Source organism: Brachybacterium netajii (SeqCode), from assembly GCF_054114245.1.
The window spans coordinates 80,001-100,912 of record NZ_JBSYXB010000006.1; the positions used below are offsets into that span (position 1 = coordinate 80,001).

16 protein-coding genes are annotated in these 20,912 nt (G+C 71.6%); 9 read left to right on the top strand and 7 right to left on the bottom strand.

Translation table 11 applies throughout. The features are described 5' to 3' along the window. Nucleotides 1-76 precede the first annotated feature (76 nt). The 3 genes from ACXET9_RS12015 (at nucleotide 77) to ACXET9_RS12025 (ending at nucleotide 6,093) form a co-directional block, all read left to right on the top strand. Nucleotides 77-1,426: a lipopolysaccharide biosynthesis protein gene (locus ACXET9_RS12015; protein ID WP_457886847.1), complete on the top strand. Its 1,350-nt coding sequence runs from the start codon at nucleotides 77-79 to the stop codon at nucleotides 1,424-1,426. A 90-nt stretch (nucleotides 1,427-1,516) separates the two neighbouring features. Next, nucleotides 1,517-3,763, top strand: coding sequence for a glycosyltransferase (locus ACXET9_RS12020; RefSeq protein WP_457886848.1), 2,247 nt, complete (start codon nucleotides 1,517-1,519; stop codon nucleotides 3,761-3,763). Between the two features lie 167 nt (nucleotides 3,764-3,930). Further along, nucleotides 3,931-6,093 (top strand): DUF6541 family protein, encoded by a 2,163-nt coding sequence (locus ACXET9_RS12025; RefSeq protein ID WP_457886849.1) that lies wholly within the window; start codon nucleotides 3,931-3,933, stop codon nucleotides 6,091-6,093. 28 nt (nucleotides 6,094-6,121) lie between these two features. Here the strand turns inward: ACXET9_RS12025 and ACXET9_RS12030 are convergent, their stop codons facing one another. Then, nucleotides 6,122-7,264 carry a hypothetical protein gene (locus ACXET9_RS12030; protein WP_457886850.1) on the bottom strand — a complete coding sequence of 381 codons (1,143 nt, stop codon included), beginning with the start codon at nucleotides 7,262-7,264 and terminating at the stop codon, nucleotides 6,122-6,124. 120 nt (nucleotides 7,265-7,384) lie between these two features. On the opposite strand from ACXET9_RS12030, the gene wecB reads away from it, so the two are divergent. Both wecB and ACXET9_RS12040 read left to right on the top strand, forming a co-directional pair. Further along, on the top strand, nucleotides 7,385-8,449 hold the full coding sequence (gene wecB, locus ACXET9_RS12035) for a non-hydrolyzing UDP-N-acetylglucosamine 2-epimerase (RefSeq protein ID WP_457886851.1): 1,065 nt from the start codon (nucleotides 7,385-7,387) through the stop codon (nucleotides 8,447-8,449). A 131-nt stretch (nucleotides 8,450-8,580) separates the two neighbouring features. Continuing rightward, nucleotides 8,581-9,714 (top strand): glycosyltransferase family 4 protein, encoded by a 1,134-nt coding sequence (locus ACXET9_RS12040; protein ID WP_457886853.1) that lies wholly within the window; start codon nucleotides 8,581-8,583, stop codon nucleotides 9,712-9,714. Nucleotides 9,715-9,760: 46 nt separating this feature from the next. Here ACXET9_RS12040 and ACXET9_RS12045 read toward each other — a convergent pair whose 3' ends face one another. From ACXET9_RS12045 to ACXET9_RS12060, 4 genes are all read right to left on the bottom strand, one after another. Continuing rightward, nucleotides 9,761-11,674, bottom strand: a complete 1,914-nt coding sequence (locus ACXET9_RS12045) for a DUF6541 family protein (protein WP_457886854.1) — start codon at nucleotides 11,672-11,674, stop codon at nucleotides 9,761-9,763. A gap of 153 nt (nucleotides 11,675-11,827) precedes the next feature. After that, nucleotides 11,828-12,901, bottom strand: a complete 1,074-nt coding sequence (locus tag ACXET9_RS12050; protein ID WP_457886855.1) for an acyltransferase — start codon at nucleotides 12,899-12,901, stop codon at nucleotides 11,828-11,830. Next, entirely contained in the window at nucleotides 12,898-13,326 is a 429-nt protein-coding gene (locus ACXET9_RS12055; RefSeq protein WP_457886856.1) for a DUF2304 family protein, read from the bottom strand. The genes ACXET9_RS12050 and ACXET9_RS12055 overlap by 4 nt, the downstream gene beginning before the upstream one ends. 4 nt (nucleotides 13,327-13,330) lie before the next feature. Continuing rightward, nucleotides 13,331-14,656, bottom strand: a complete 1,326-nt coding sequence (locus ACXET9_RS12060) for a nucleotide sugar dehydrogenase (protein ID WP_457886857.1) — start codon at nucleotides 14,654-14,656, stop codon at nucleotides 13,331-13,333. 244 nt (nucleotides 14,657-14,900) lie between these two features. Here ACXET9_RS12060 and ACXET9_RS12065 point away from each other — a divergent pair, with 244 nt between their 5' ends. Further along, complete coding sequence (locus tag ACXET9_RS12065) at nucleotides 14,901-15,617, top strand: glycosyltransferase family 2 protein (protein WP_457886858.1); 717 nt, start codon at nucleotides 14,901-14,903, stop codon at nucleotides 15,615-15,617. Between the two features lie 54 nt (nucleotides 15,618-15,671). Here the strand turns inward: ACXET9_RS12065 and ACXET9_RS12070 are convergent, their stop codons facing one another. Together ACXET9_RS12070 and ACXET9_RS12075 are read right to left on the bottom strand one after the other, a co-directional pair. Further along, nucleotides 15,672-16,976, bottom strand: a complete 1,305-nt coding sequence (locus tag ACXET9_RS12070; RefSeq protein ID WP_457886859.1) for an LCP family glycopolymer transferase — start codon at nucleotides 16,974-16,976, stop codon at nucleotides 15,672-15,674. After that, nucleotides 16,973-17,131 carry a hypothetical protein gene (locus ACXET9_RS12075; RefSeq protein ID WP_457886860.1) on the bottom strand — a complete coding sequence of 53 codons (159 nt, stop codon included), beginning with the start codon at nucleotides 17,129-17,131 and terminating at the stop codon, nucleotides 16,973-16,975. Before ACXET9_RS12075 ends, ACXET9_RS12070 begins: the two co-directional genes overlap by 4 nt. Before the next feature lie 413 nt (nucleotides 17,132-17,544). Here ACXET9_RS12075 and ACXET9_RS12080 point away from each other — a divergent pair, with 413 nt between their 5' ends. The 3 genes from ACXET9_RS12080 to glf all read left to right on the top strand — a co-directional run bounded on the left by ACXET9_RS12080 (nucleotide 17,545) and on the right by glf (nucleotide 20,861). Then, a complete protein-coding gene (locus tag ACXET9_RS12080; protein ID WP_457886861.1) occupies nucleotides 17,545-18,597 on the top strand; it encodes a glycosyltransferase in 1,053 nt (350 codons plus the stop codon). After that, the gene (locus tag ACXET9_RS12085) at nucleotides 18,594-19,562 is read left to right on the top strand and encodes a glycosyltransferase (protein WP_457886862.1); all 969 of its coding nucleotides are present in this window, start codon (nucleotides 18,594-18,596) and stop codon (nucleotides 19,560-19,562) included. Before ACXET9_RS12080 ends, ACXET9_RS12085 begins: the two co-directional genes overlap by 4 nt. A gap of 138 nt (nucleotides 19,563-19,700) precedes the next feature. Then, on the top strand, nucleotides 19,701-20,861 hold the full coding sequence (gene glf, locus ACXET9_RS12090) for a UDP-galactopyranose mutase (protein ID WP_457886863.1): 1,161 nt from the start codon (nucleotides 19,701-19,703) through the stop codon (nucleotides 20,859-20,861). Nucleotides 20,862-20,912 lie beyond the last annotated feature (51 nt).

The window sequence follows — 20,912 nt, forward strand, 5'->3', positions numbered from 1 at the left end:
GGGGGTCGGCACGCCGGGACGCGGGCTCTGCGGCCTGCTGGCACATCGTACTCACACCCCGCGAGGAGATCGCTCGTTGGCCTCGCCCTCCAGGTTCCGCGCCGCGTTCGACGCGCTGGTCACCAAGTACCCGACGCTGCGTCATGTGATGGTGCTGCTCACCGGCACCGCCGTCGCCCAGGTCGTCGTGATGGCCGTCTCGATCGTCACGGCGAGGCTCTTCACGCCGGAGGCCTTCGGCCAGTTCGCGGTGTTCGGCTCGCTCACGGCCATCGCCACCACGATCGCGTCCCTGCGGCTCGACATGACGATCATGCTGCCGGAGAGCGATGACGAGGCCCGGAGGATCGCGCGCGTCGCGACCTGGAGCAATCTGATCGTGGCCGGGCTGTTCACCGTCGCCGCGCTCGCCCTGCGCCCGATCATCATCTCCTATTACGACGATCCCGAGCTCGCGAGCTGGTTGGTGCTGGGCGGATTCACCGTCTTCTTCGTCGCGCAGGCCTCGATGATGCAGTTCTGGTTCAACCGGCGGACCGACTATCGGACGATCTCCCTCAACCGTGTGCAGCAGGCGATCGGTGCCTCGGGCGGGCAGCTCGGCTTCGGCCTCGTCGGACTGCGCACCCTTCCGGGCCTGATCTTCGGGACGCTCGTCGGCCAGGCCTACGCCTACTTCAATCTCCGCCACCGCTCCAAGGACCTGCGCACGCCGGTGGCGGAGGGGACCGCGAGCGGACTCGATCTCGTGAAGCGGTACAAGAAGATGCCGCTGCTCAACATGCCCAACGCGCTCATCGACTCGCTGCGGATCAACGGCATCACCCTGCTGATCGGCACCGTCGCGCTCGGCGCCGTGGGCCAGTTCAACCTGGCCTGGAGGATCCTCCAGGTGCCGATCGGACTCATCAACAGCGCGATCTCGCAGGTCTTCTTCCAGAAGCTCGCGCGGGTCCGGCCGGGGGAGATGTACCCGCTGGTGCGCTTCACGATCATCCGGTCGCTCCTCATCTCCGTCGTGCCCTTCGGGCTGATCTACCTCGTCGCGCCCTGGCTGTTCACCTTCGTCTTCGGCGAGCAGTGGGACATGGCGGGCGACTTCGCCCGGGCGCTCACCCCGTGGCTCGCGATGCAGCTCGTCACGTCCCCCATCTCGACGGTCTTCGTCGTGACCGACAACCAGCAGTGGATGCTGGCCTTCTCGGTCGTCTTCTGCGCGGCCCCGCTCTCGCTGCTCTACTTCTCCCCTCTCCCGCTCCTCCAGACGGTCGTGTGGCTCGGCCTGCTGATGGGAGCGATGCTGGCGATAATGTTGGTGATGGCGCTGCTCGCCGCTCGCGGCTACGACCGCCGCAGGCCGAGCGGCGACGGCAAGGGCGACGGCGAGGGCGAGCCCGGCCCGGAGGCCGCTGAGCCCGCCGCCTGAGCGGGTCGCCGCCCGACCGCCTCGCCTAACACCCCGCATCGCCCCGCGATCACCCTTCGACCGCCCGTCCGACCCCTCCTGGAGCCCTGCATGCGCGTCCTCGTGATCCCGTCCTGGTACCCGACCTCGCAGGAGCCGCTGAACGGCTCCTTCTTCCGCGAGCAGGCGCTGATGGTCGCCGAGGCCGGTCATGACGTGGCCGTCCTCGCGCCTCGCGTCGTCCCTGCCGCGCGGTGGCGCGGACCCTCCGTCGAGACGGTCGACGACGGACCGCTCACCGTCATCCGCTTCGACGTGCCGGCGCTGCCGCGCCTCGTCCAGCGGTTCGAGCAGGCGCTGATGGGCTCCCTCGCGGCGGCGGCCTACGGGACGACGTCCTCCGAGGCGCCCGACGTGCTGCACGCCCACTCGGCCGTACCCGGACTGCTGATCGCCCAGGACCTCGCCGTGCGGTGGGGGCGCGGTGTGGTGTACACGGAGCACCGGCCCTCCAGCCTCACGAGCCCCCGTTCCGCGACCCGTTCCGCGCATCTCCTCCATGCGCTGGCCGACGCATCGGTCCGTGCGACGGTCAGCCGGCCGTTCGCCGAGGCCATCGCCGAGCACTACGACATCGTCGAACCCGAGGTCATCCCGCTCCCGGTGCCCGACGAGTTCTTCGCCGCGACGCCCGAGGCCGGGGCCCTCGAGGGGGCCTACACCTTCCTGCACGTGTCCAACGTCGTGCGGAACAAGCGGGCGGAGGAGACGATCGATGCGTTCGCGCGGACGCGGGCCGACGTCGCCTGCCGTCTCGTGATCGCCGGGGGCACGCCGCAGCGGGCCGAGGAGCTTCGCGCGCACGCCGCGGCGCGCGGGGTGGCGCAGGACGTCGAGGTGCTCGGTCAGGTCGACCGCCCTGACCTGCCTGCGCTCATGGCGCGCTGCCACTGCCTCGTCCTCGCGAGCGCGATCGAGGCCGGCGGCACCGTCATCGGCGAAGCCCGAGCCGCAGGCCTCGCGGTGATCGTGACGGAGACCTGGGCGGGGCGCGCATGGGTCGATCCCGCGAGCGGAGCAGTCGTCCCCGTCGACGACGTCGCTGCGCTCGGCGAGGCGATGGCCACGGCCGCGCGGAAGGCCGAGAGCCGCTCCGGCGCGTTCCGCCGGGACGTGCGACGACAGGCCCGGGAGATCTTCTCCACCCGGGCGTTCGTCGACCGGCAGGTGGAGATGTACGAGCGCGCGGCGGAGCGCGAGTCCCGGCCCCGCATGCTCTTCCACGCCCCGTTCCCGATCGATCCCCATCCGAAGGGCGCCAGTCGCCTCCGTCCGCTGCGCATGCTCGAGGCGTTCGACCGGATCGGATATCGCGTCCATCCGCTCGTCGGATCGCCGCGCCAGCGGGCGGTCGCGTTCCGCGCCGCCCGGCGGCGCCGTCGGGCCGGGCAGACGTTCGACATGCTCTACTCGGAGAACTCGACCCAGCCCAATCTCCTGGCGACCAGCGTGAAGGACGGGCTGGCTCCCTTCCTGGACGCCCGGATCCTGCAGTGGGCTCGGCGCGCGGGGATCCCGGCCGGGGAGTTCTACCGCGATGTGTACTGGCGGTACTCGACCTCCCTGCGCTCCCTGCGCACCCCGCGCGCCGCGGTGATGAACATGCTGTACAGGATGGACCTGGCGGCGCTGAAGCTCGCGCGCACGCATGTCTTCCTGCCCTCCGAGCTGATGGCGCCGATCGTCCCGGTCTCCCCGGAGTCGAGCAGCGCGCTGCCGCCGGGATCCGATGTCGTCGACTCGACGACCCCCGACGGCCTGCACCTGCTGTACGTCGGAGGGATCGGCGCCGAGTACGGACTGGACGCCTGCCTCGAGGCGGTCGCGAGGACCGACGGCGTCACGCTCACCCTCTGCGTCCGTCCGGCGGACTGGGAGAGGAGCCGGGACCGCTACGAGTCCCTCTTGAGCGAACGGATCCGTGTGGTCCACGCATCGGGTCCGGAGCTCGAGCCGCTCTACGACGCGGCCTCCGCCTGCGTGCTCTTCGTCGAACCGGGGGAGTACCGCACGTTCGCGGCCCCCGTGAAGTTCTTCGAGTACATCGGGCACGGCAAGCCCGTCCTGCTGAGCAGCGGGACCCATGCCGCGACGCTCGGGGAGCGGCTCGGGATCGGCCCGGTCATCGACTACTCGGCGGATGCCCTCGCCGCCGAGCTCGAGAGGCTCCTGGCGGATCCCCGGCGGCTCGAGGAGTACGCCGCGAACGCGCGCCGCGCTCGTCCCGACCAGACGTGGACCGCTCGTGCCCGACAGGTCGCCGACCGGCTGCGCGGCGACGCCCGCCGGGAGCGCTGAGGCCCGATCTCCGTCGGCCGTCGACGACGCCACGACATCGCCCACAGTCTGGAGCGTGAACAGGGGACGCGCGCGGCGCTCCGCTTACGCTGTCCTGGCGGACGGCGGTCCCCGATCGACGCCGCCCGAGGCATGACCGCGCCGCGACGGCGAAGAGAGGGCAAGGGATGGAACATCTCCACGCGTGGGCGACGACGGCTCCGATCCTCGTAGCGCTGCTCGTCCTGGTCTATGCGCCCGGCCTCCTCCTGCTGCGCCTCGCCGATGTGCGATGGGGGCTGTCGATCGGCTTCGCCCCGGCGATCACCTGCGGACTGGTGGGGGTCGGAGGCATCGGGCTCTCCCTGATCGGCGTCCGCTGGGGCCTGCTCAGCTTCTGCGCCCTCGTCGCCTGCGGCGCCCTGCTCATCCTCGGATACCGATGGGTGCTCCGCCGCGCCGGCCAGCAGGGGCGCCCGCTGGGCGGCGAGATCGACGGGCCCCCGAGGACATGGCGCCAGCTCCTGATGGTGATCGGGGCCGCGGGGATCGCGGTGCTGGTGCACTGGCTGCCGGTGCTCATCGCCGTGGATCCCTACTTCCCCAGCTCCCTCTCCGACCCGATGTTCCACTACAACGGGATCAACGCGGTCCTCACCACCGGTGACGCCTCCATGTTCGGCGCCATGGACTGGAACCACGGACTGCGCGTGCTCGATGTGACCTACCCGGCGGTCTGGCATGCGCTCGCCGCGCTGGTCGCCGCCCCGGCGGCCGTGATCGAGGTCGCCCACGTCCTGAGCTATCTCGTCACTCCCGTCATCTTCCTGGTGGGGATGACGTGCCTGGGGGCCGAGGTCTTCCCTCGCCGCCGTCTGATGGTGATCCTGACGCCCCTGGTCGCCGCGGGCTTCGTGGCCTTCCCGGACTACATGGCCGTCGGGAAGAGCTTCTGGCCGAACGCGCTCGCCCTCGCGCTCTTCCCGGGGGTGCTCGCCCTGGGCTACGCCGCCGTGCTGGACATGGCACGCGGGGGGCTGGCCCGCAACGGGGTGCGGTACGTCGGGCTGATCCTCCTCCTGCTGGCGGGCACGGCGGGGATGGTCCTCGCCCACCCCACCTTCATCTTCACTCCGCTCTGGGTGCTCGCACCCGCGTTCGCGGTGATGGCGATGCAGCTCCTGCGGAGGCTGTGGAGTGTCTGGCCCCGCCCACGATTCGTCGTGGCCTGTGCGCTGTCCGTCCTGGCAGGGGCCGCGGTCCTGATGGGAGTCCTCAGCCACCCCCAGGTGCAGGCCGCGATGTCGCGCCCGACCATCGGGGAGTGGAACTCCTTCCTCTCGCGTCTGACGAGCACCCTGATGCTCTGGCCGAGCACGCCCGACCCCGTGGTCCTCAGCGCCCTCGCGCTCTTCTACGGCCTCCCGACGCTGCTCGGCGTGGTCGCCGCCGCCCGGTCGCGCAGATCGCGGTGGGTGCTCGCGGCCTGGGTGATGCAGACGATGCTGATCCTCGGGGTGTACTTCCCGCTCCCGGTCCTGTCGAGCATCGCGGGCATCTGGTACTCGGACGTCTACCGGCTCTTCGCGATCCAGGTCGTCTTCCTCGCGCTGCTCCTCGCCATGGGCCTGTCGACGCTGTGGGAGCCCGTCGACGGCGACGCCGATCCTGCGGCCCCTGCGGCCCGGCCGCGCTGGTCGACGATGCTGCGCGCCGCCGCAGGGCGTCCTGCGGCGCGGGCGGTGGTCGTCGGGTTCCTCGTCGTCCATCTGGGCCTGGGGGGATTCCTGTCGTGGAAGGCTGCCTACGCCCCCGCGGCGCCGTCGATCGGGGAACGGGCGATCATCGGTTCGCCCGCGGAGTTCGAGATGCTCGAGGACCTCGATGAGGTCGTCCCGGAGAGCGCGGTGATCCTCGGGGATCCGCTGAGCGGCGTGGGCTATGCGCCGGTGCTCGCCGACGTCAACTCCGTGTTCACGCAGATGACTATGCGCTCGCTCGATGAGGACGGCGTGTATCTCGCCCAGCACTTCGCGGAGATCCACTCCGATCCGACGGTCTGCGACATCGTGCGGCACTACGGGATCACGTACTACTACGAGGACGATCCGGTGCTGTACGAGGGCGAGCCGCGGGACGCGTCCCTGCCCGGGCTCTACGACGTCGACACGTCCGAGGGCTTCACGGAGGTGGCGGCCGCAGGGACCGCGACCCTCTGGAGGATCGACGCCTGCGGCGAGATCGACAGCCGCGAGGACTGGTGGGACCCGAACTGGAGGGGATACACCGTCGTCGGGGACCCGACCGACCACGAGGGGGAGGCTCCTCAGGGGGCCGGCGACGCGGGCTGACCCGAGGGGCTGACCCGAGGGCCGCGGATCAGCGGGCGATGAGCTCCGCGAGAATCTCCCGCGCGACATCCGCATCGGTCTCGAACGCGAGCGTGCGGGCCGCCCGATCGGAGGCCTGCTTCCAGCCGCGGATCTCCTCGGCGGTGACGTCCCGCAGGGACTCGACGATCGACTCCAGGCTGAAGTCCTCGGAGACGACGCCGAGGGAATGCTCCTCGACGAGAGCCTCCATCTCCGGCGAGGGCCCCACGGCGATGCCCAGACGCGCCTGGACGTAGTCGAAGAACTTGTTGGGGAGCGTGAGGCGCCCGTTGGTGTGCACGGGCGGGAGCCAGAAGACGCCGACGTCGTAGGCGTTGAGCGTGCTGGGCAGCGCCATCGGGGGGACCGGGTCGAGGAATCGGACCCGACCGTCCTCCGGGGCCCGCTCCTCGAGGCTGCGCAGGTATCGGCCGCCGTCGTTCGCCGGCACGAGGTACAGATCCAGGGTGAAGCGCTCCGGGAGGGCGCTGACCGCGTCGATGGTGAGCTCGAGGTTCCTCCCCTGCACCGCCGCACCGGAGTGCACGAGGCGCACGCGGTCCTCGGGGACCTCGGCGACGGCGAGGTCCCGGAACGGGGAGGAGTTCCGCATCGTGCGGGCCTCGACGCCGTAGCGGTCGCGGTACAGATCGCCGATGCGATCGCCGACGGTGGTCACCGCCGCGCATCCGGGGAGGTAGGTGCGGCAGAGATGGTCCATCAGGGGCGCCACGAGGAGTCGCCAGGAGAGGATGTGGGTGCGCTCCTCGGGCGCCCACTCGTGCATGTCCGCCCAGATCGGTGCGCCGTGCGCGACGGCGTCCGCGAGGCCGAGGATCCGTGCCTCGTTGGCGACCACGACATCGAACCGGCGGCCCTCGAGGGCGGAGAGCACCCAGCGGAACGCGGGAGCCTCGAGCTCCGCCGAGCGCAGGCGGCGCAGTCCGAGCTTCGCCACGCCGATCGGGGTCTGGGGGAGGGTGCTCAGGCCGTCCGGGACCTGGATGTGCTCGTCGGCATCCTCCGGTGCGGGGCCGAAGCCGACCGTCGTGACATGGCCGAACTCGGCGACGACGGAGAGCTGTCGGAGAACGCGAGCATCGCGATGGATGGGGGACAGGCTGATCACGAGGAGCTGCGGTCTGGGCACGTCGGCCAGTATAGGAGGAGGCGTCGACCCGTCGGGGCTCGCCCGGTGCCATGTCCTGCGAGCACCGGCGAGATCCGTACACTGCGAGGGTCGCCCCGTTCCGTCCCCGAGGGAGCCCTCATGAAGATCCTGTCCGTCGTGGGTGCGCGCCCGCAGTTCGTCAAGCTCGCGGCCATCGCCGACGCCGCCGCCCAGCGGGACGATGTGGAGCACGTCATCGTCCACACCGGCCAGCACTACGACGCCGCGATGAGCGACGTGTTCTTCGCCGATCTGAGGATCCCCGCGCCGGACGTGAACCTCGCCGTCGGCTCCGGCTCCCACGGCCGTCAGACCGGGGCGATGCTCGCCGGGATGGATGAGGTGCTCGAGGAGCACAGGCCGGACTGGACCCTCGTCTACGGCGACACCAACTCCACCCTCGCCGGCACCCTCTCCGCGGTGAAGATGCACCTCAAGGTCGCGCATCTCGAGGCCGGGCTGCGCTCCTTCAACCGGCGCATGCCCGAGGAGCACAACCGCGTGCTCACCGACCACGCCGCGGATCTCCTCCTGGCGCCGACCGAGGTGGCCCGCGGGCATCTCGCGGACGAGGGGCTCGCCGAGCGCACGCTCGTGACCGGAGACGTGATGACCGACGTGTGCCTGCGAGTGGCCGAGTCCGTGAAGGACGTCCCCGTCGCGCTCCCCGAGGGAATCGACCCGGGCGGCGACTACGCAGTGGCGACCATCCACCGCGCCGACAACACCGACGATCCCGAACGGCTCGCCTCGATCATCTCCTCCCTGCAGGCGCTGGACATGCCGCTCGCCCTGTTCGCCCACCCCCGCCTCGTCGCCAAGGCGAAGGAGGCGGGGATCGAGCTGGCGGGAGGCGCGGTGCACGTGGGCGAGCCCGTCGCGTACCCCGACCTGATCAACGCCGTCCAGCACGCGGCCGCGGTCGTCACCGACTCCGGCGGCCTGCAGAAGGAGGCCTATCTCCTCGGCACCCCCACCTCGACGGTGCGCACCGAGACCGAATGGGTCGAGACCCTCGAGGGCGACTGGAACCGGCTCGTCGTCGATCCGGCCGAGCTGACCGCCGCGGTGACGCGCCCCCGTCCCACCGCGGATCGTCCCGCCCACTACGGCGACGGACGGGCGGCGCTGCGCAGCGTGGACGCGCTGCGGGAACGGGCCTGAGCGGTTCCGCCCTGAGCAGGCCGGCACGGAGACCCGGTGCTACTGTGAAGCGCTTGCGAGAAGAACCCCAGGAGAAGTCGGAGGGCCACTGCGTGGCGTCGAAGCAATCCCATCGGACGCACGGAACGTATGTGGTCGCGACCCGGCTCTTCGCGCCCGAGCCCACACCGGCCGCCTCGCGGAACGAAGCGCTCGCCAGGGCGATGGAGCGCGCAGGGCACCGGGTCAAGGTCATGACGACCCGATCCCTCGAGGCCGAGGGGCACGTCGACGAGCTGCGGGACGTCTCCCGCTGGCCCGTGAAGCGGGACCGGCAGGGGCACGTCAAGGGCTATGTCTCCTACCTGAGCTTCGATATCCCGCTCTTCTTCCGGCTGCTCGCCCAGCGCGATCTCGCGGGCGTCGTCTCGGAGCCCCCGCCTACCACCGGGCTGGCCGTCATGGCCGCGAGCGCGCTCCGTCGGGTGCCCTACGCCTACTATGCGGCCGACGTCTGGTCCGACGCGACCGAGACCGTCGCGGGGGTGCCGTGGATCGTGCGCACCGTGCTCCGCTTCGCGGAGAAGCTCGTCTGGCGGCGCGCCGAGGTGATCCTCGCGACGTCCCAGGGCGTGCATGATCGGATCGTCGAGCTGATCGGCACCCGGCCCTCGCTCGCGGTGGTCGGCAACGGCATCAACATTCGGGACTTCACCCTCGAGGGGCCGGTCGCGGAGGAGCCCGGGCCGTACTTCGTGTACACCGGCACGGTCTCCGAATGGCACGGGGCCGGGGTGTTCCTCGAGGCCTTCGAGCGCGTCGTCGCGTCCCATCCTCAGGCACGGCTCCTGTTCTTCTCCGAGGGGGCGCACCGCGATGAGCTCGAACAGCGTGCGAAGGAGCGGGGGCTCGACGGCATCGAGTTCCGCCGACGCCTCCCTGCGCGCGAGGTCGCGACGTACATCCGCGGAGCGGCGGCCGCTCTGAGCTCCGTCACCCCGGGACAGGGCTACGACTTCGCCGTCGCGACCAAGATGTTCGCCGCCACCGCCTGCGGCACTCCCGTGATCCAGTCCGGGAACGGCTACGGCAACCGGCTGGTGGAGGACAACGGCCTCGGGTGGTCCGTCGCCTATGACCCCGCCGAGGTGGCCGAGGCGATGCTCTCGGCCCTCGACGGCGTCGACGTGCCGAGCAGGGAGCATCTGCGCGCATGGACGGAGCGGGACGCCAGCCTGGACGCGAGCGGCGACCGGGGCGTGGAGGCACTGGCTCCTCTGTTCTGAGCCGTCCCGCGTCGACCCGGCCGTCGGCTGCGCCGACCCTGCCGAGCTAGCAGTCGATCTCGTAGAGCGCCGAATGGTCGGTCGCGGCGATCGGGACGAGCCCGTCGATGCGCGCCTTCTGGAGCGGCGCATAGGTGGAGACGACGTTGTAGGCGAACGCGTCGACGTACACGTACTTCACGCCGGCTCGCTCCAGGACGCTGCAGTTGCTCGCGTCGGGCGCCGCCGCCGCCGCGATGACATCGGCGTCGGGATCGCGCTGCGCATGGCCGTCGGTGAGGAAGCGGACCGACTGCCCGGAGATCGCGTAGAGATGGGCCGCCCCGGAGAACGGGCTCGCGATGAGCACGCCGGAGCTGTCGAGGGTGGGGGCGACCTCCTTCAGGAGCTCCCATTCCTCGGTGTCGAAGTACCGGTTCCGGTTCGGCATGTCCAGATCGAAGTTCAGCGCGGCCTGGTCCGCGCGCGTGGGGACGTTCCACGCGACGACCAGGGCCGCGAGGACGGCCAGTGCGACGGCGGGCACGGCAGTGCTCCGCCGACCCGCGCCCCGACGCAGCGCCTGGCGCCGCCACCAGGTCCGCATCGCGGCGAGGCCCGCCACCGCGATCGGAACGGCGACGAGGGTCAGGAGCATGGACAGGCGATCCTGTCCCCGGTACCAGAGCACCGAGAGCCCCAGCGTCGAGTCCACGGCCGCATCCAGGTACAGCACCGCCACGACGGCGGCGCAGAGGATCGCGCCCCCTGCGCGTCGTCGGGCGAGGGCGATGACCCCGACCCAGACGACCACCCAGATCAGCACGCCCTGGGCCATGGGCCAGACCGTCAGGAGGCCGAGCCCCACCTCGCCGATCGCCTGCCACCACGGCACCGCGAGGCCGCCGTTGAAGTCCTGCGCCACACCGCTCCCGGGCATCGCGACGATCAGCAGGGTCGGGGAGAGGGCGATCAGCGGCAGCGCGAGCAGCCTGCGGCGCGCGCGTCCCGCCCGCACTCGGCGCGCGGCGTCGTATCCCGTCGCGATCGCGGTGAGCAGCGAGAGCGAGACGAGGACGTTCGGGTGGAGCAGTGCGATGCCGGCGACGCCTCCGAGGACCACGGCGACGAGCAGCGCCCGGCGGCCGAGCCCGGGGAGCCTCTGCGAGGTCAGTGCCCGCCAGGAGGCGACGACGAGCGCCGCGAGACCCGGCAGGACGGCGAAACCGACCAGATTCGACGTGGGGGAGAGATGCACCCATTCGTCCAGCGGGGCGGCCGGTGCGAGCGCGCCGAGGATCGCGGCGGCGGCAGGGCCCCAGGAGAGCCGCGGCCACAGCGCCTTCGTGAGCACGGCCAGACCGGTGCACCACGGCACCGTCGCCAGCGTGATGGCGGCGGCGTTCACCGTGATCGTCGTCGACGCGAAGGGGATCAGGGCGACGATGTCGTGGAACGCCGCGGGGTAGAAGGCCGCGCGCAGATTCGAGTAGGCGATGCCTCCGAGGGTGAGGGTCGAGCCGTCACCGGTCTGCCGCACATGCTCGACCGCGCTGAGGTGGAAGAGTGCGTCCCATCGCTGCAGGACCGCATCGGGGCCCGGCATGGCATGCAGGACGGGGCCGACGGCGACGGCCATGGCGAGCAGCACGAGCACGAGCGACACGGCACGAGCAGCCCGGCTCCTCGGACTCGAGGCGACCGGCGCGGGCAGGACGGGCCCGGTGAGCCTGCGACCCAGGACCGCGCAGACGGCGGCGCCCACGAGGACCAGGGCGAGGGCGCTCACGAGCGTCCAGGGGATGCCCGCTGCGGAGAAGAGGACGGCGGCGACGCCGAACCCGCCAGCGGTCAGGGCCGGTGCCGCACCGAAGGCGTAGAGGGCCGGGACGCGGCACAGACGAGCCCACAGATACCCGGGGCCGAAGGTCAGCAGGGCCGCGCAGGCCGCCGCGGCGAGGAAGAGGAGCCATCCGGTCATGCGCGCCGCCTCCTCGCTCGCGGATGCGGCACAGCGGCGCGCCCCTCCGGGCGGCCGCTCCGGCAGGCTCGTTCCAGGGCGGCGATCCGGCGGCAGGCCGGATCGCTGTCGAGACGACTCACGATGCACACGGTGATGGTCCTCCGGACAGGTTCAGAAGATGGTTCGCACGAGGGGGACACGTCGCCCGAGGAGAGCGATGCAGGTCGAGACGGCCACGGTGACCGCCCAGGTGATGGCCATCGGCACCGCATCGTAGTCCCGCAGCGCGGGGATGAGCTCTCGGAGGACGACCAGGACGGCGAAATGCACCAGGAAGATCCCGAAGGTCGCCGCTCCCAGGGTGCGCAGGATCCTCTCCGCGCGCTCCGAGACCCGCCACCGGCCGCACAGGCGGGAGATCGAGGCCATCAGGACCACGGCGTAGACGACGACGGGGAGCGAGCCGTACAGCGGGGCGAGGACCGCGGCCCACGGCTCCACCGGAGCGCTCCCGTCGATCCCGCCCGCGCTGCGGAGGTAGATCGCGGTGATCGCGACGACGAGCGCGGGGCTGAGCACGAGGCCCGCCACCGCCGCCGGTCGGGGGATCGGCGCGACGATGACGGCGCGGCCGAGGACGTAGTAGCAGGTGTAGAGGAGGAAGTAGGTCAGGCTGCTCGCCGCCACGGGGACGACGGAGAGGAGTCCGCTGCCGCCGGCCTGGGACAGGGAGACCGCGAGGACCGTCCACGCGGCCGCCGCCAGGCCGAGGATCCACGCCCGTCGGCCCTCGTCCTGCGCGAGGAAGGGCGTCAGCACCGGCGTGATCAGGTACAGGCCCGCGATCGCGAACAGGAAGTACAGGTGCGTGTAGGTCTCCCCGGTGCTGATCAGGTCGATCAGCTCGCCGAGGGACGCGACCGGCTGCCCGGAGACGGCTCCGCGGATCACGAGGAGATAGAACGCGGACCAGACGACCAGCGCGGGGAGGATCCTCTTCGCCCTCCGGACCAGGAATGCCCCGGGACCGTCGCGCTGCGCGAGCGGATCCAGGTTGAGCGCGCCCGACATCATGAAGAAGACGGGGACGGCGGCCTTGAGCGACATCAGGACGGCGACGGTCGTGATCCCGACGTCGTGGGCGGCGACGCCCCCGCCCACGACGTGCACCCCGACGACGCCGAGCACGGCGACGATCCGGGTGACGTCGAGGTACGGGAGGTACCGCGGGATGGGGGAGCTCACCCGTTCTCGGACGGGCGCTCCATCTGCCCTCGATACGCAGCCGGCTGCACCGCCTCGTCCAGCGCGAGGCGCCGGGCGAGGTAGGTCGTGCGCTTCTCGGCGGCCTTGGTGCGGGCCTCCTGCAGGGCGAGGAAGCCGAGCAGGACCAGCACCGTGGCATACAGCAGCAGGTCGGCGCCGCGACCGACGCCGATGAGGTTCGCGATCTTCGTGAGCATGCTCGGCAGGAGCACGGTGAGCACGGCGAAGATCGCGAAGGCGATGATCAGCAGGCGGCGCACGGCCAGCTGCTTCGCCCCGCGGGTCATGAACAGCCACCCGACGATGAGCACGATCCCCAGCACCAGCACGAGCTGGATGATGAAGGTGCGTCCGCCCGCGCCGAGCCCGGGGCCGAGGGCGATCAGCTGGTCGAGTCCGGGCATGGGGTCAGCCCTCCTGAGCCTGCTGGTGGGTGGAGGCGGAGCCGTCGCCGAGGACGAGGCGGGGGGTGCCGGTCCAGTTCTCGGCGGTCGTGACGTTGCGGCCGTCCACGAGGAGCTTCACGCCGGGCACGTCGGCCGCGGTGAGGTCCTTGTACTCGGGATGGTCGGTCTGGACGATCACGAGGTCGGCGGCCTCGCCCAGGTGGTACGGGGCCCAGCCGAAGCCGGCGAGCTCCTCGTCGTCGTAGAAGGTGTCGTGCACGGCGACCTCGGCGCCGTGCTCGCGCAGCGCCTCGACGACGGGGAAGACGCCCGAGAAGGCGGTCTCCTTCACCCCGGTGCGGTAGGAGGCGCCGAGCACGACGGCCTTCAGCCCGGACAGGTCGCCCAGCAGCGAGGACGCGCGCTCGACGAGCCGCGCGGGCACCGAGGCGTTCAGCGTGCGGGCGGTGCGCACGGTCTCGGCCTGCGGATCGGTGGAGAGGTACAGGCGCGGGTAGACCGGGATGCAGTGGCCGCCGACGGCGATGCCGGGACGGTGGATGTGCGAGTAGGGCTGCGAGTTGCTGGCCTCGATGACCTTGTACACGTCGATGCCGTTGTCCTGTGCGAAGAGGGCGAACTCGTTCGCGAGGCCGATGTTCACATCGCGGTAGGTGGTCTCGGCGAGCTTCGCGAGCTCCGAGGCCTCGGGGGAGCCGAGGTCCCACACGCCGTTGGGACGGGCGAGGTCGGGGCGCTCGTCGAAGGTCAGCGCGGACTCGTAGAACGCGCGGGCGCGCTCGGCGCCCTCGGGGCTGATCGCACCGATGAGCTTGGGGTACTTGCGCAGGTCCGCGAACACGCGGCCGGTCAGGACGCGCTCGGGGGAGAACACGGCGAAGAAGTCCTCGGACTCCTTCAGCCCGGAGATCTCCTCGATCATCGGGACGAAGCGGCCGCGGAGGGTGCCCACGGGCAGCGTCGTCTCGTAGGAGACCAGGGTGCCGGGGGTGAGGTGCTCGGCGAGGGACCGGGTGGCCTGGTCCATCCAGCCGAAGTCGGGCGCCCAGGTGGCGTCGTCGACGAACAGCGGGACCACGATCACGACGGCGTCGGCGCCGGGGATGGCCTCGGCGTAGTCGGTGGTGGCGCGGAGCTTCCCGGCGGGGACGAGCTCGGCGAGCTTCTCCTGCAGGTGGGCCTCGCCCGGGAACGGCTCCACGGCCTGGTTGATGAGCTCCACCTGGCGGGCGTTCACGTCCACGCCGATCACCTCGTGACCGGCATCGGCGAACTGCACCGCGAGCGGCAGTCCGATCTTCCCCAGGGCGACGACAGCGGTCTTCACGACGAAATCCTCCTCGGCCGACAGCCCCCTCGGGCGCCGGGTGCGCGATGACGACCACCGGCGGCGGCCACCCGGACAGGGTATCGTCCACCTGGTCCGGGATGCTGATCCCGCGCCCGTCCGCACAAGGTCCCCACAGGGCCGACGAACAGCGCGTGAACAGCCCGTGAACCATCCGTGCGCAACGTGCCGCGGACCCGCATCATCGACCGCGGGGCGACCGTCGCCCCTTCCGAGGAGATCCATGAGCACCGCCTCTCCCGCGGCCGGGCACGCGCCCGAGGAGTCGCCCGCAGCGGACCGCACCTGGTTCGTCGTGCCCCTGTTCAACGAGGGCGAGGTCGTCGGCGACGTGATCCGCGCCCTGCGCACGCGCTACCCGCTGGTGGTGTGCGTGGACGACGGCAGCACCGACGACTCGGCGCGCGTCGCCGAGGAGGCCGGGGCCGTCGTCGTGCGCCACCCCTACAACATGGGCCAGGGCGCGGCGCTGAAGACCGGCATCGACTACGCCCTGCGGGACCCCGCGATGGCGCAGATCGTGACCTTCGACTCGGACGGCCAGCATCAGGTCGACGACGCCGCCGCGATGATCGCCCTGCGCGAGCGCGAGGACGTCGACGTCGTCCTCGGCTCCCGCTTCCTCGACGGTCGCACGAAGCCCGGAGCCCTCAAGCGCGTCGTGCTGCGCGGAGCGGTCTGGTACTCCAACCTCACCAGCGGTGTGAAGCTCACCGATGCCCATAACGGGCTGCGGGTGCTGGGTCGCGGGGCCTGCGAGAAGATCACCATCGAGCAGAACCGGATGGCCCACGCCTCCGAGATCATCGAGGAGATCGGTCGGCACAAGCTGACGGTGCGCGAGCATCCCGTGCACATCCTCTACACGGACTACTCGCGCTCCAAGGGCCAGTCGGTCCTGAACTCGGTGAACATCGTCATCGACATGCTGTTCCGCTGAGCCGCTGAGCCGCTGAGCCGCTGAGCCGCTGGACCCCGCGCGGGGTCCGGCGGCTCAGCCGTCCGCGGGGATCTCCGCGGAGCCGTCGCCGACCGCGGCGAAGAAGGCGGCGATCTCGTCGTCGTCCACGAGGATCGCGACGCCGGAGTGCTTCGTCTGGTAGTTCGGGTCCGCGTACGGCATCTCGAGGGTCCCCGCGCTCATCGCGCTGCGCGCCGCGAGGCCCATCCGTGCGAGGTCGACGATGCCCGTGCCGTCGTCGGTGATCAGCGCATCCGATCCCGCGCCCGCGAGACGGGCCTGCGCGACCGGGTTCAGCAGCACCGACGGCGTCATCACGCGGTCCATCAGCGCGGAGACGAACTGCTGCTGGCGTCCCTGCCGTCCGATGTCCGCGGTGGGGTCGAAGTAGCGGGCGCGGACGAAGGCGAGCGCCTGCTCGCCGCCGACGTCATGGCAGCCCTCGGTCATCACCAGGCCCGACTTCTCGTCGTCGACGTCCTGGTCGATGCACAGGTTCACGGTCCCGACGGCGTCCACGATCCCGGCGACGCCGTCGAATCCGACCTCGACGTAGTGGTCGATCGTCAGCCCCGTGAACTGCTCGACGGTCTCGACCAGCAGCTTCGGGCCGCCGAAGGCGAAGGCGGCGTTGAGCTTGTATCCGCCGTATCCCGGGATGTCCACGAGGGTGTCGCGGGGGAGGGAGATCAGGTAGCTGTTCCCGTTGCGCGCCTTGTGCAGCAGCATGATCGTGTCGGTGCGGGCGCCCTCGGTGCCGTCGGAGACGACGGTGTCGCCGCCGCGCCGGTCGGAGCCGGCGATGAGGTAGGTCGTGCCCGGGGTGTCCGCGGCCCCGGAGAGCGCGTCGACGTGCTCGATCCGCGAGTTCGCCCAGAGCGTCAGCCCCGCGCCCCAGCCCACGACGATCAGCAGCAGGAGCACCAGCAGCGTGGTGCCCAGGCGCACGGGGCGCGGGATCCGCGAGCGCCGACGGGCGGTGCGGCGCTCCGGATCGCGAGGATCGGCGAGCGGACGGCCCTCGACGGCGAGGTCGTCGTAGGCCCGAGGATCGGTCCCGCGGGAGGCCGCGGTGCGCGAGGAGGCCGACGGGCCGCCCGAGGGGGCGCGGAGATGCTCTCCGCGCGCGGAGGCAGGGGATCCGGCGGGCCGGGAGGACTGGACGGGCCGGGAGGACTGGACGGGCCGGGAGGACTGGACGGGCCGGGAGGGCGCCGCGTGCTGGGAGGATCCCGACGACGGGACGGGGCGTGCGCTCCCGCCCGCCTTGGCCCGGCTGCCGGCGGGGCGTCGCGGCCCCCCGGGCCGCGGGGAGCGCGGAGGCTGCTCGTCGCTCACGCTCGTCTCCTCTGCATCTCGTGCATCTCCTGCATCTCGTCGAACCCCCGGCCGGCGGCGCCGGCTCCGGCCGACGGGACGGCCCGCTCGTCGGCGCGTTCGCCGCCGCGCTCGCCGTTCCGCGCACGGTCCTGCTCGTCGTCCAGGTCTGTCATCGCCCCGCACCCCCCCGGTGTCGTCGGCCGCGTCGGCGGCACGGCACCGCGCGGTCCTGCCGCGCACGACAGAGTAGCCGTCGCGACGCTCCCCGTCCCCGGTGGGGGCCGCGCGTCGGGGAATCATCGCGGGATCCCGCGCACCGCGAGGGCGGTCGGCGAGGGCTCCGAGCGCCGTCGGCGCCGGGAGGAACCGTGCCGATCCCGACATTTCGCAGGTCACGGCGTCGCCCCGGGGTCTCTGCGCCCTCGCGGCGCGTCGACAGGACCTCCTCGGGACCTTCACGGATGCGGGCCCTCCGGAGTGCGCGCGTCGCCGTTCGCGTCCGTACACTGGGTGTTCGCCGCCGAGGCGGCCGGCATCCCCGGCCCCGCACCCGTGCGACGGGCGGTCAGCAGATCCAGGAGGCCCCGTGACCCAGACCTCAGCGACCGACGAGCCGGCGAGCGGCACCGGACGCGCGGCGAGCACGCCCGCGCTCTCGCGCTCCCGCGAGGCCTCCGCCCATGAGGGCGCCGCGTCCGAGGCCGTCGTCATGGCCGTCGTGGTCACCTACAACCGCGAGCAGCTGCTCGCGGACTGCCTGGATGCGCTCGCGGCGCAGGAGCGCCGCCCCGACGCGATCATCGTGATCGACAACGCGTCCACGGATGCCTCCGGGACCGTCGCCGACGAGCACCCGATCGGGGCCGACGTCGTCCACCTCCAGCGCAACGTCGGCGGTGCCGGCGGATTCGCCGCGGGCATCGCCCGAGCGCTGCGTCGCCATGAGGCCGACTGGGTGTGGGTGATGGACGACGACACCATCCCGACGCCGACCGCGCTCGGCGAGCTGCTGCGCTCCCTCGAGACCTCGCCCGTGCGGCTGAGCGTCCTCAGCTCCCGCGCCGTCTGGACCGACGGCCGCCCGCACCCGATGAACACCCAGCGGGTGCGCCTGGGCGCCTCGTCCCGCGAGAAGCGCGACGCGCAGCGCGCCGGCGGACGCCCGATCCGCACCGCCAGCTACGTCTCCGCGCTCCTCAACGGCGACGACGTACGACGCCTGGGTCTGCCGAACGCCGACTACTTCATCTGGTCCGACGACTTCGAGCACACCGGTCGCCTGCTCCGCCACGGACGCGGCCTGCAGGTGCCGACCTCGGTCGTCGAGCATCGCACCGTGCGCTTCGGCGATGCCCAGGCGAATCCCGGCTCGCGCTTCTACTACGACGTCCGCAACCGGCTGTGGGCCCTGCTGCGCACGGACTCCTTCACCCCGCTCGAGCGGATCCTCTACGGCGGACGCACCGCGCTCGGCTGGGCGCGGCTGCTGATCCGCCATCCCGGTGACCTGCTCGGCACCGGTCTGCGCGGGCTGCTGGCCGCGCTCGCGCACGGGCCGCGTCCCTCCGACGTCGTGCTCGCCCTCGACGGCGAGGCCGCGGCCGACGTGCGCGCGATCGAGCGGGCGGCCGGCCGATGAGCCCGACGCAGGCACCCCGGCCCGCGGAGGGCGCGGGCGCTCCCGAGGGCGCGGAGACCGAGGGCGCGGAGATCCAGGAGGCCCGCGACGGCCCTCCGGGCTTCTGCGTGCTCATGCCGCTGTGGGGGAAGGACCTGCCCGACCGTGTCGAACTGGCCCTGCGCACCGCGACCCTCGAGCAGCACCTGCCTCCCGACCTGCTGATCCTCACGGTCGACGGACCGCTGCCGCCGGCACTGGACGCGGTCGTCGACGCCGTGGAGGCGGGGGAGTACGGTCCCGCCCGGGTCCTGCGCCACGACGCCCACCGCGGTGTCGCCGCCTGCCTCCAGGACGGGCTGGAGGCCTCGCCCTTCGAGATCGTCGCCCGGGCCGACGCCGACGACATCTGCCGTCCCGAGCGCTTCGCCCTGCAGATCCCGCGGATGGCGGGGTGCGACGGGCAGGCGCCGCTCGACCTCATGGGCGGCTTCATGCGCGAGTTCTCGGATCGTGTGCGCCCGGGCAGCGGTCCGCTGCGGCGGCGCCCGCTGGACCACGACGAGATCCGCGAGTACCTCCCGTACCACAGCCCCTTCCACCATCCGACGGTGGTGCTGCGGCGATCGGTCGCGCTCGCCGTGGGCGGGTACCGCGACCTGCGGCTGCTCGAGGACTACTGGCTCTGGGAGCGGATGATGCTGGGCGGCGCACGGATGGGGAACATCCCCGAGGTCGTCGTCGACTACCGCGTCGACGACGAGCTGTTCGCGCGCCGCGGCGGCTACCGCCTGTTCGCCTCCGACGTGCGGCTGCAGCGCATCATGCTGCGCGATCGCGTGACGACCCCGGCGGTGTTCGTGCGGAACCTGCTCATGCGCGGCGCCTACCGCTTCGCGCCGGGCTGGGCGCGGCGGCTGGGCTACCGCAGCCTCGTCGAGCACCCCGAGGAGTCGGGCGCCGACCCGACGCCGAACAGCGTGTGAACTCCGGGCGAACAGGGCGCGGAGGTCCTGGGGATGCTCCGGCGGGAGGGGCGCGCCCGGACCGCGGATGCTCCCGGGCTCCGCTACTGTGAACGCGTTCGTCCGCGAGGACGCCTGCCTGCTGCGAAAGGACCACCTGTGGCGACTCCTGATCTGCTCATCGTCGGCTCCGGCCTGTTCGGCCTGACCGTCGCCGAGAGAGCCGCGACCCAGCACGGAGTCAAGGTCGCGATCATCGATCGCCGCTCCCATATCGGCGGCAACGCCTACTCGGAGGTGGACGAGCGCACGGGGATCGAGGTGCACCGCTACGGGGCGCATCTGTTCCACACCTCCAACGAGCGGGTGTGGGAGTACGTGAACAGGTTCACGGACTTCACCGGCTACGTCCACAAGGTGTACACGACGCACCGCGGCGAGGTCTTCCCGATGCCGATCAACCTCGGCACCATCAACCAGTTCTTCCGCTCCGCGCTGAGCCCCGACGAGGCTCGCGAGCTCGTGAAGGAGCAGGCCGGCGAGCTCGCCGGCACCGATCCGGAGAACCTCGACGAGAAGGGGATCTCCCTCATCGGGCGCCCCCTCTACGAGGCCTTCATCAAGAACTACACCGGCAAGCAGTGGCAGACCGACCCCAAGGACCTGCCCGCCGGGATCATCTCGCGCCTGCCCGTGCGCTACGGCTACGACAACCGCTACTTCAACGACACCCATGAGGGCCTGCCCGCGCAGGGCTACACCGCATGGCTCGAGCGCATGGCCGACCACCCGAACATCGAGGTCGCGCTCGACGCGGACTACTTCGACCCGGCGCAGCCCCTGAACCGCGACGCCGTGCGCGGTCAGCTGCCCGTGATCTACACCGGTCCCGTCGACCGCTACTTCGACTACGAGCTGGGCGACCTCAAGTGGCGCACGATCGATCTCGAGACCGAGCATCTCGACACGACCGGAGACTTCCAGGGCACGTCGGTGATGAACTACGCCGACGCCGACATCCCCTTCACCCGCATCATCGAGCCGCGCCACTTCCATCCCGAGCGCGACTACCCGAGCGATCGCACGCTGATCCAGCGCGAGTACTCCCGCTTCGCCGAGCGCGGCGACGAGCCGTACTACCCGGTCAACTCGGGCGCGGACCGCGAGACCCTGCTGAACTACCGGGAGATGGCCGACGCCGAGCCGCGTACGCTGTTCGGCGGGCGCCTGGGGACGTACCAGTACCTCGACATGCACATGGCCATCGGCTCCGCGCTGTCCCTGGCCGACAACAAGCTGTCCGACCTGCTGCGGGCCTGATCCCGCCCGCGCCCCGCATGCCGGCGGGGCACCCTGAACGCCGACGAGGAG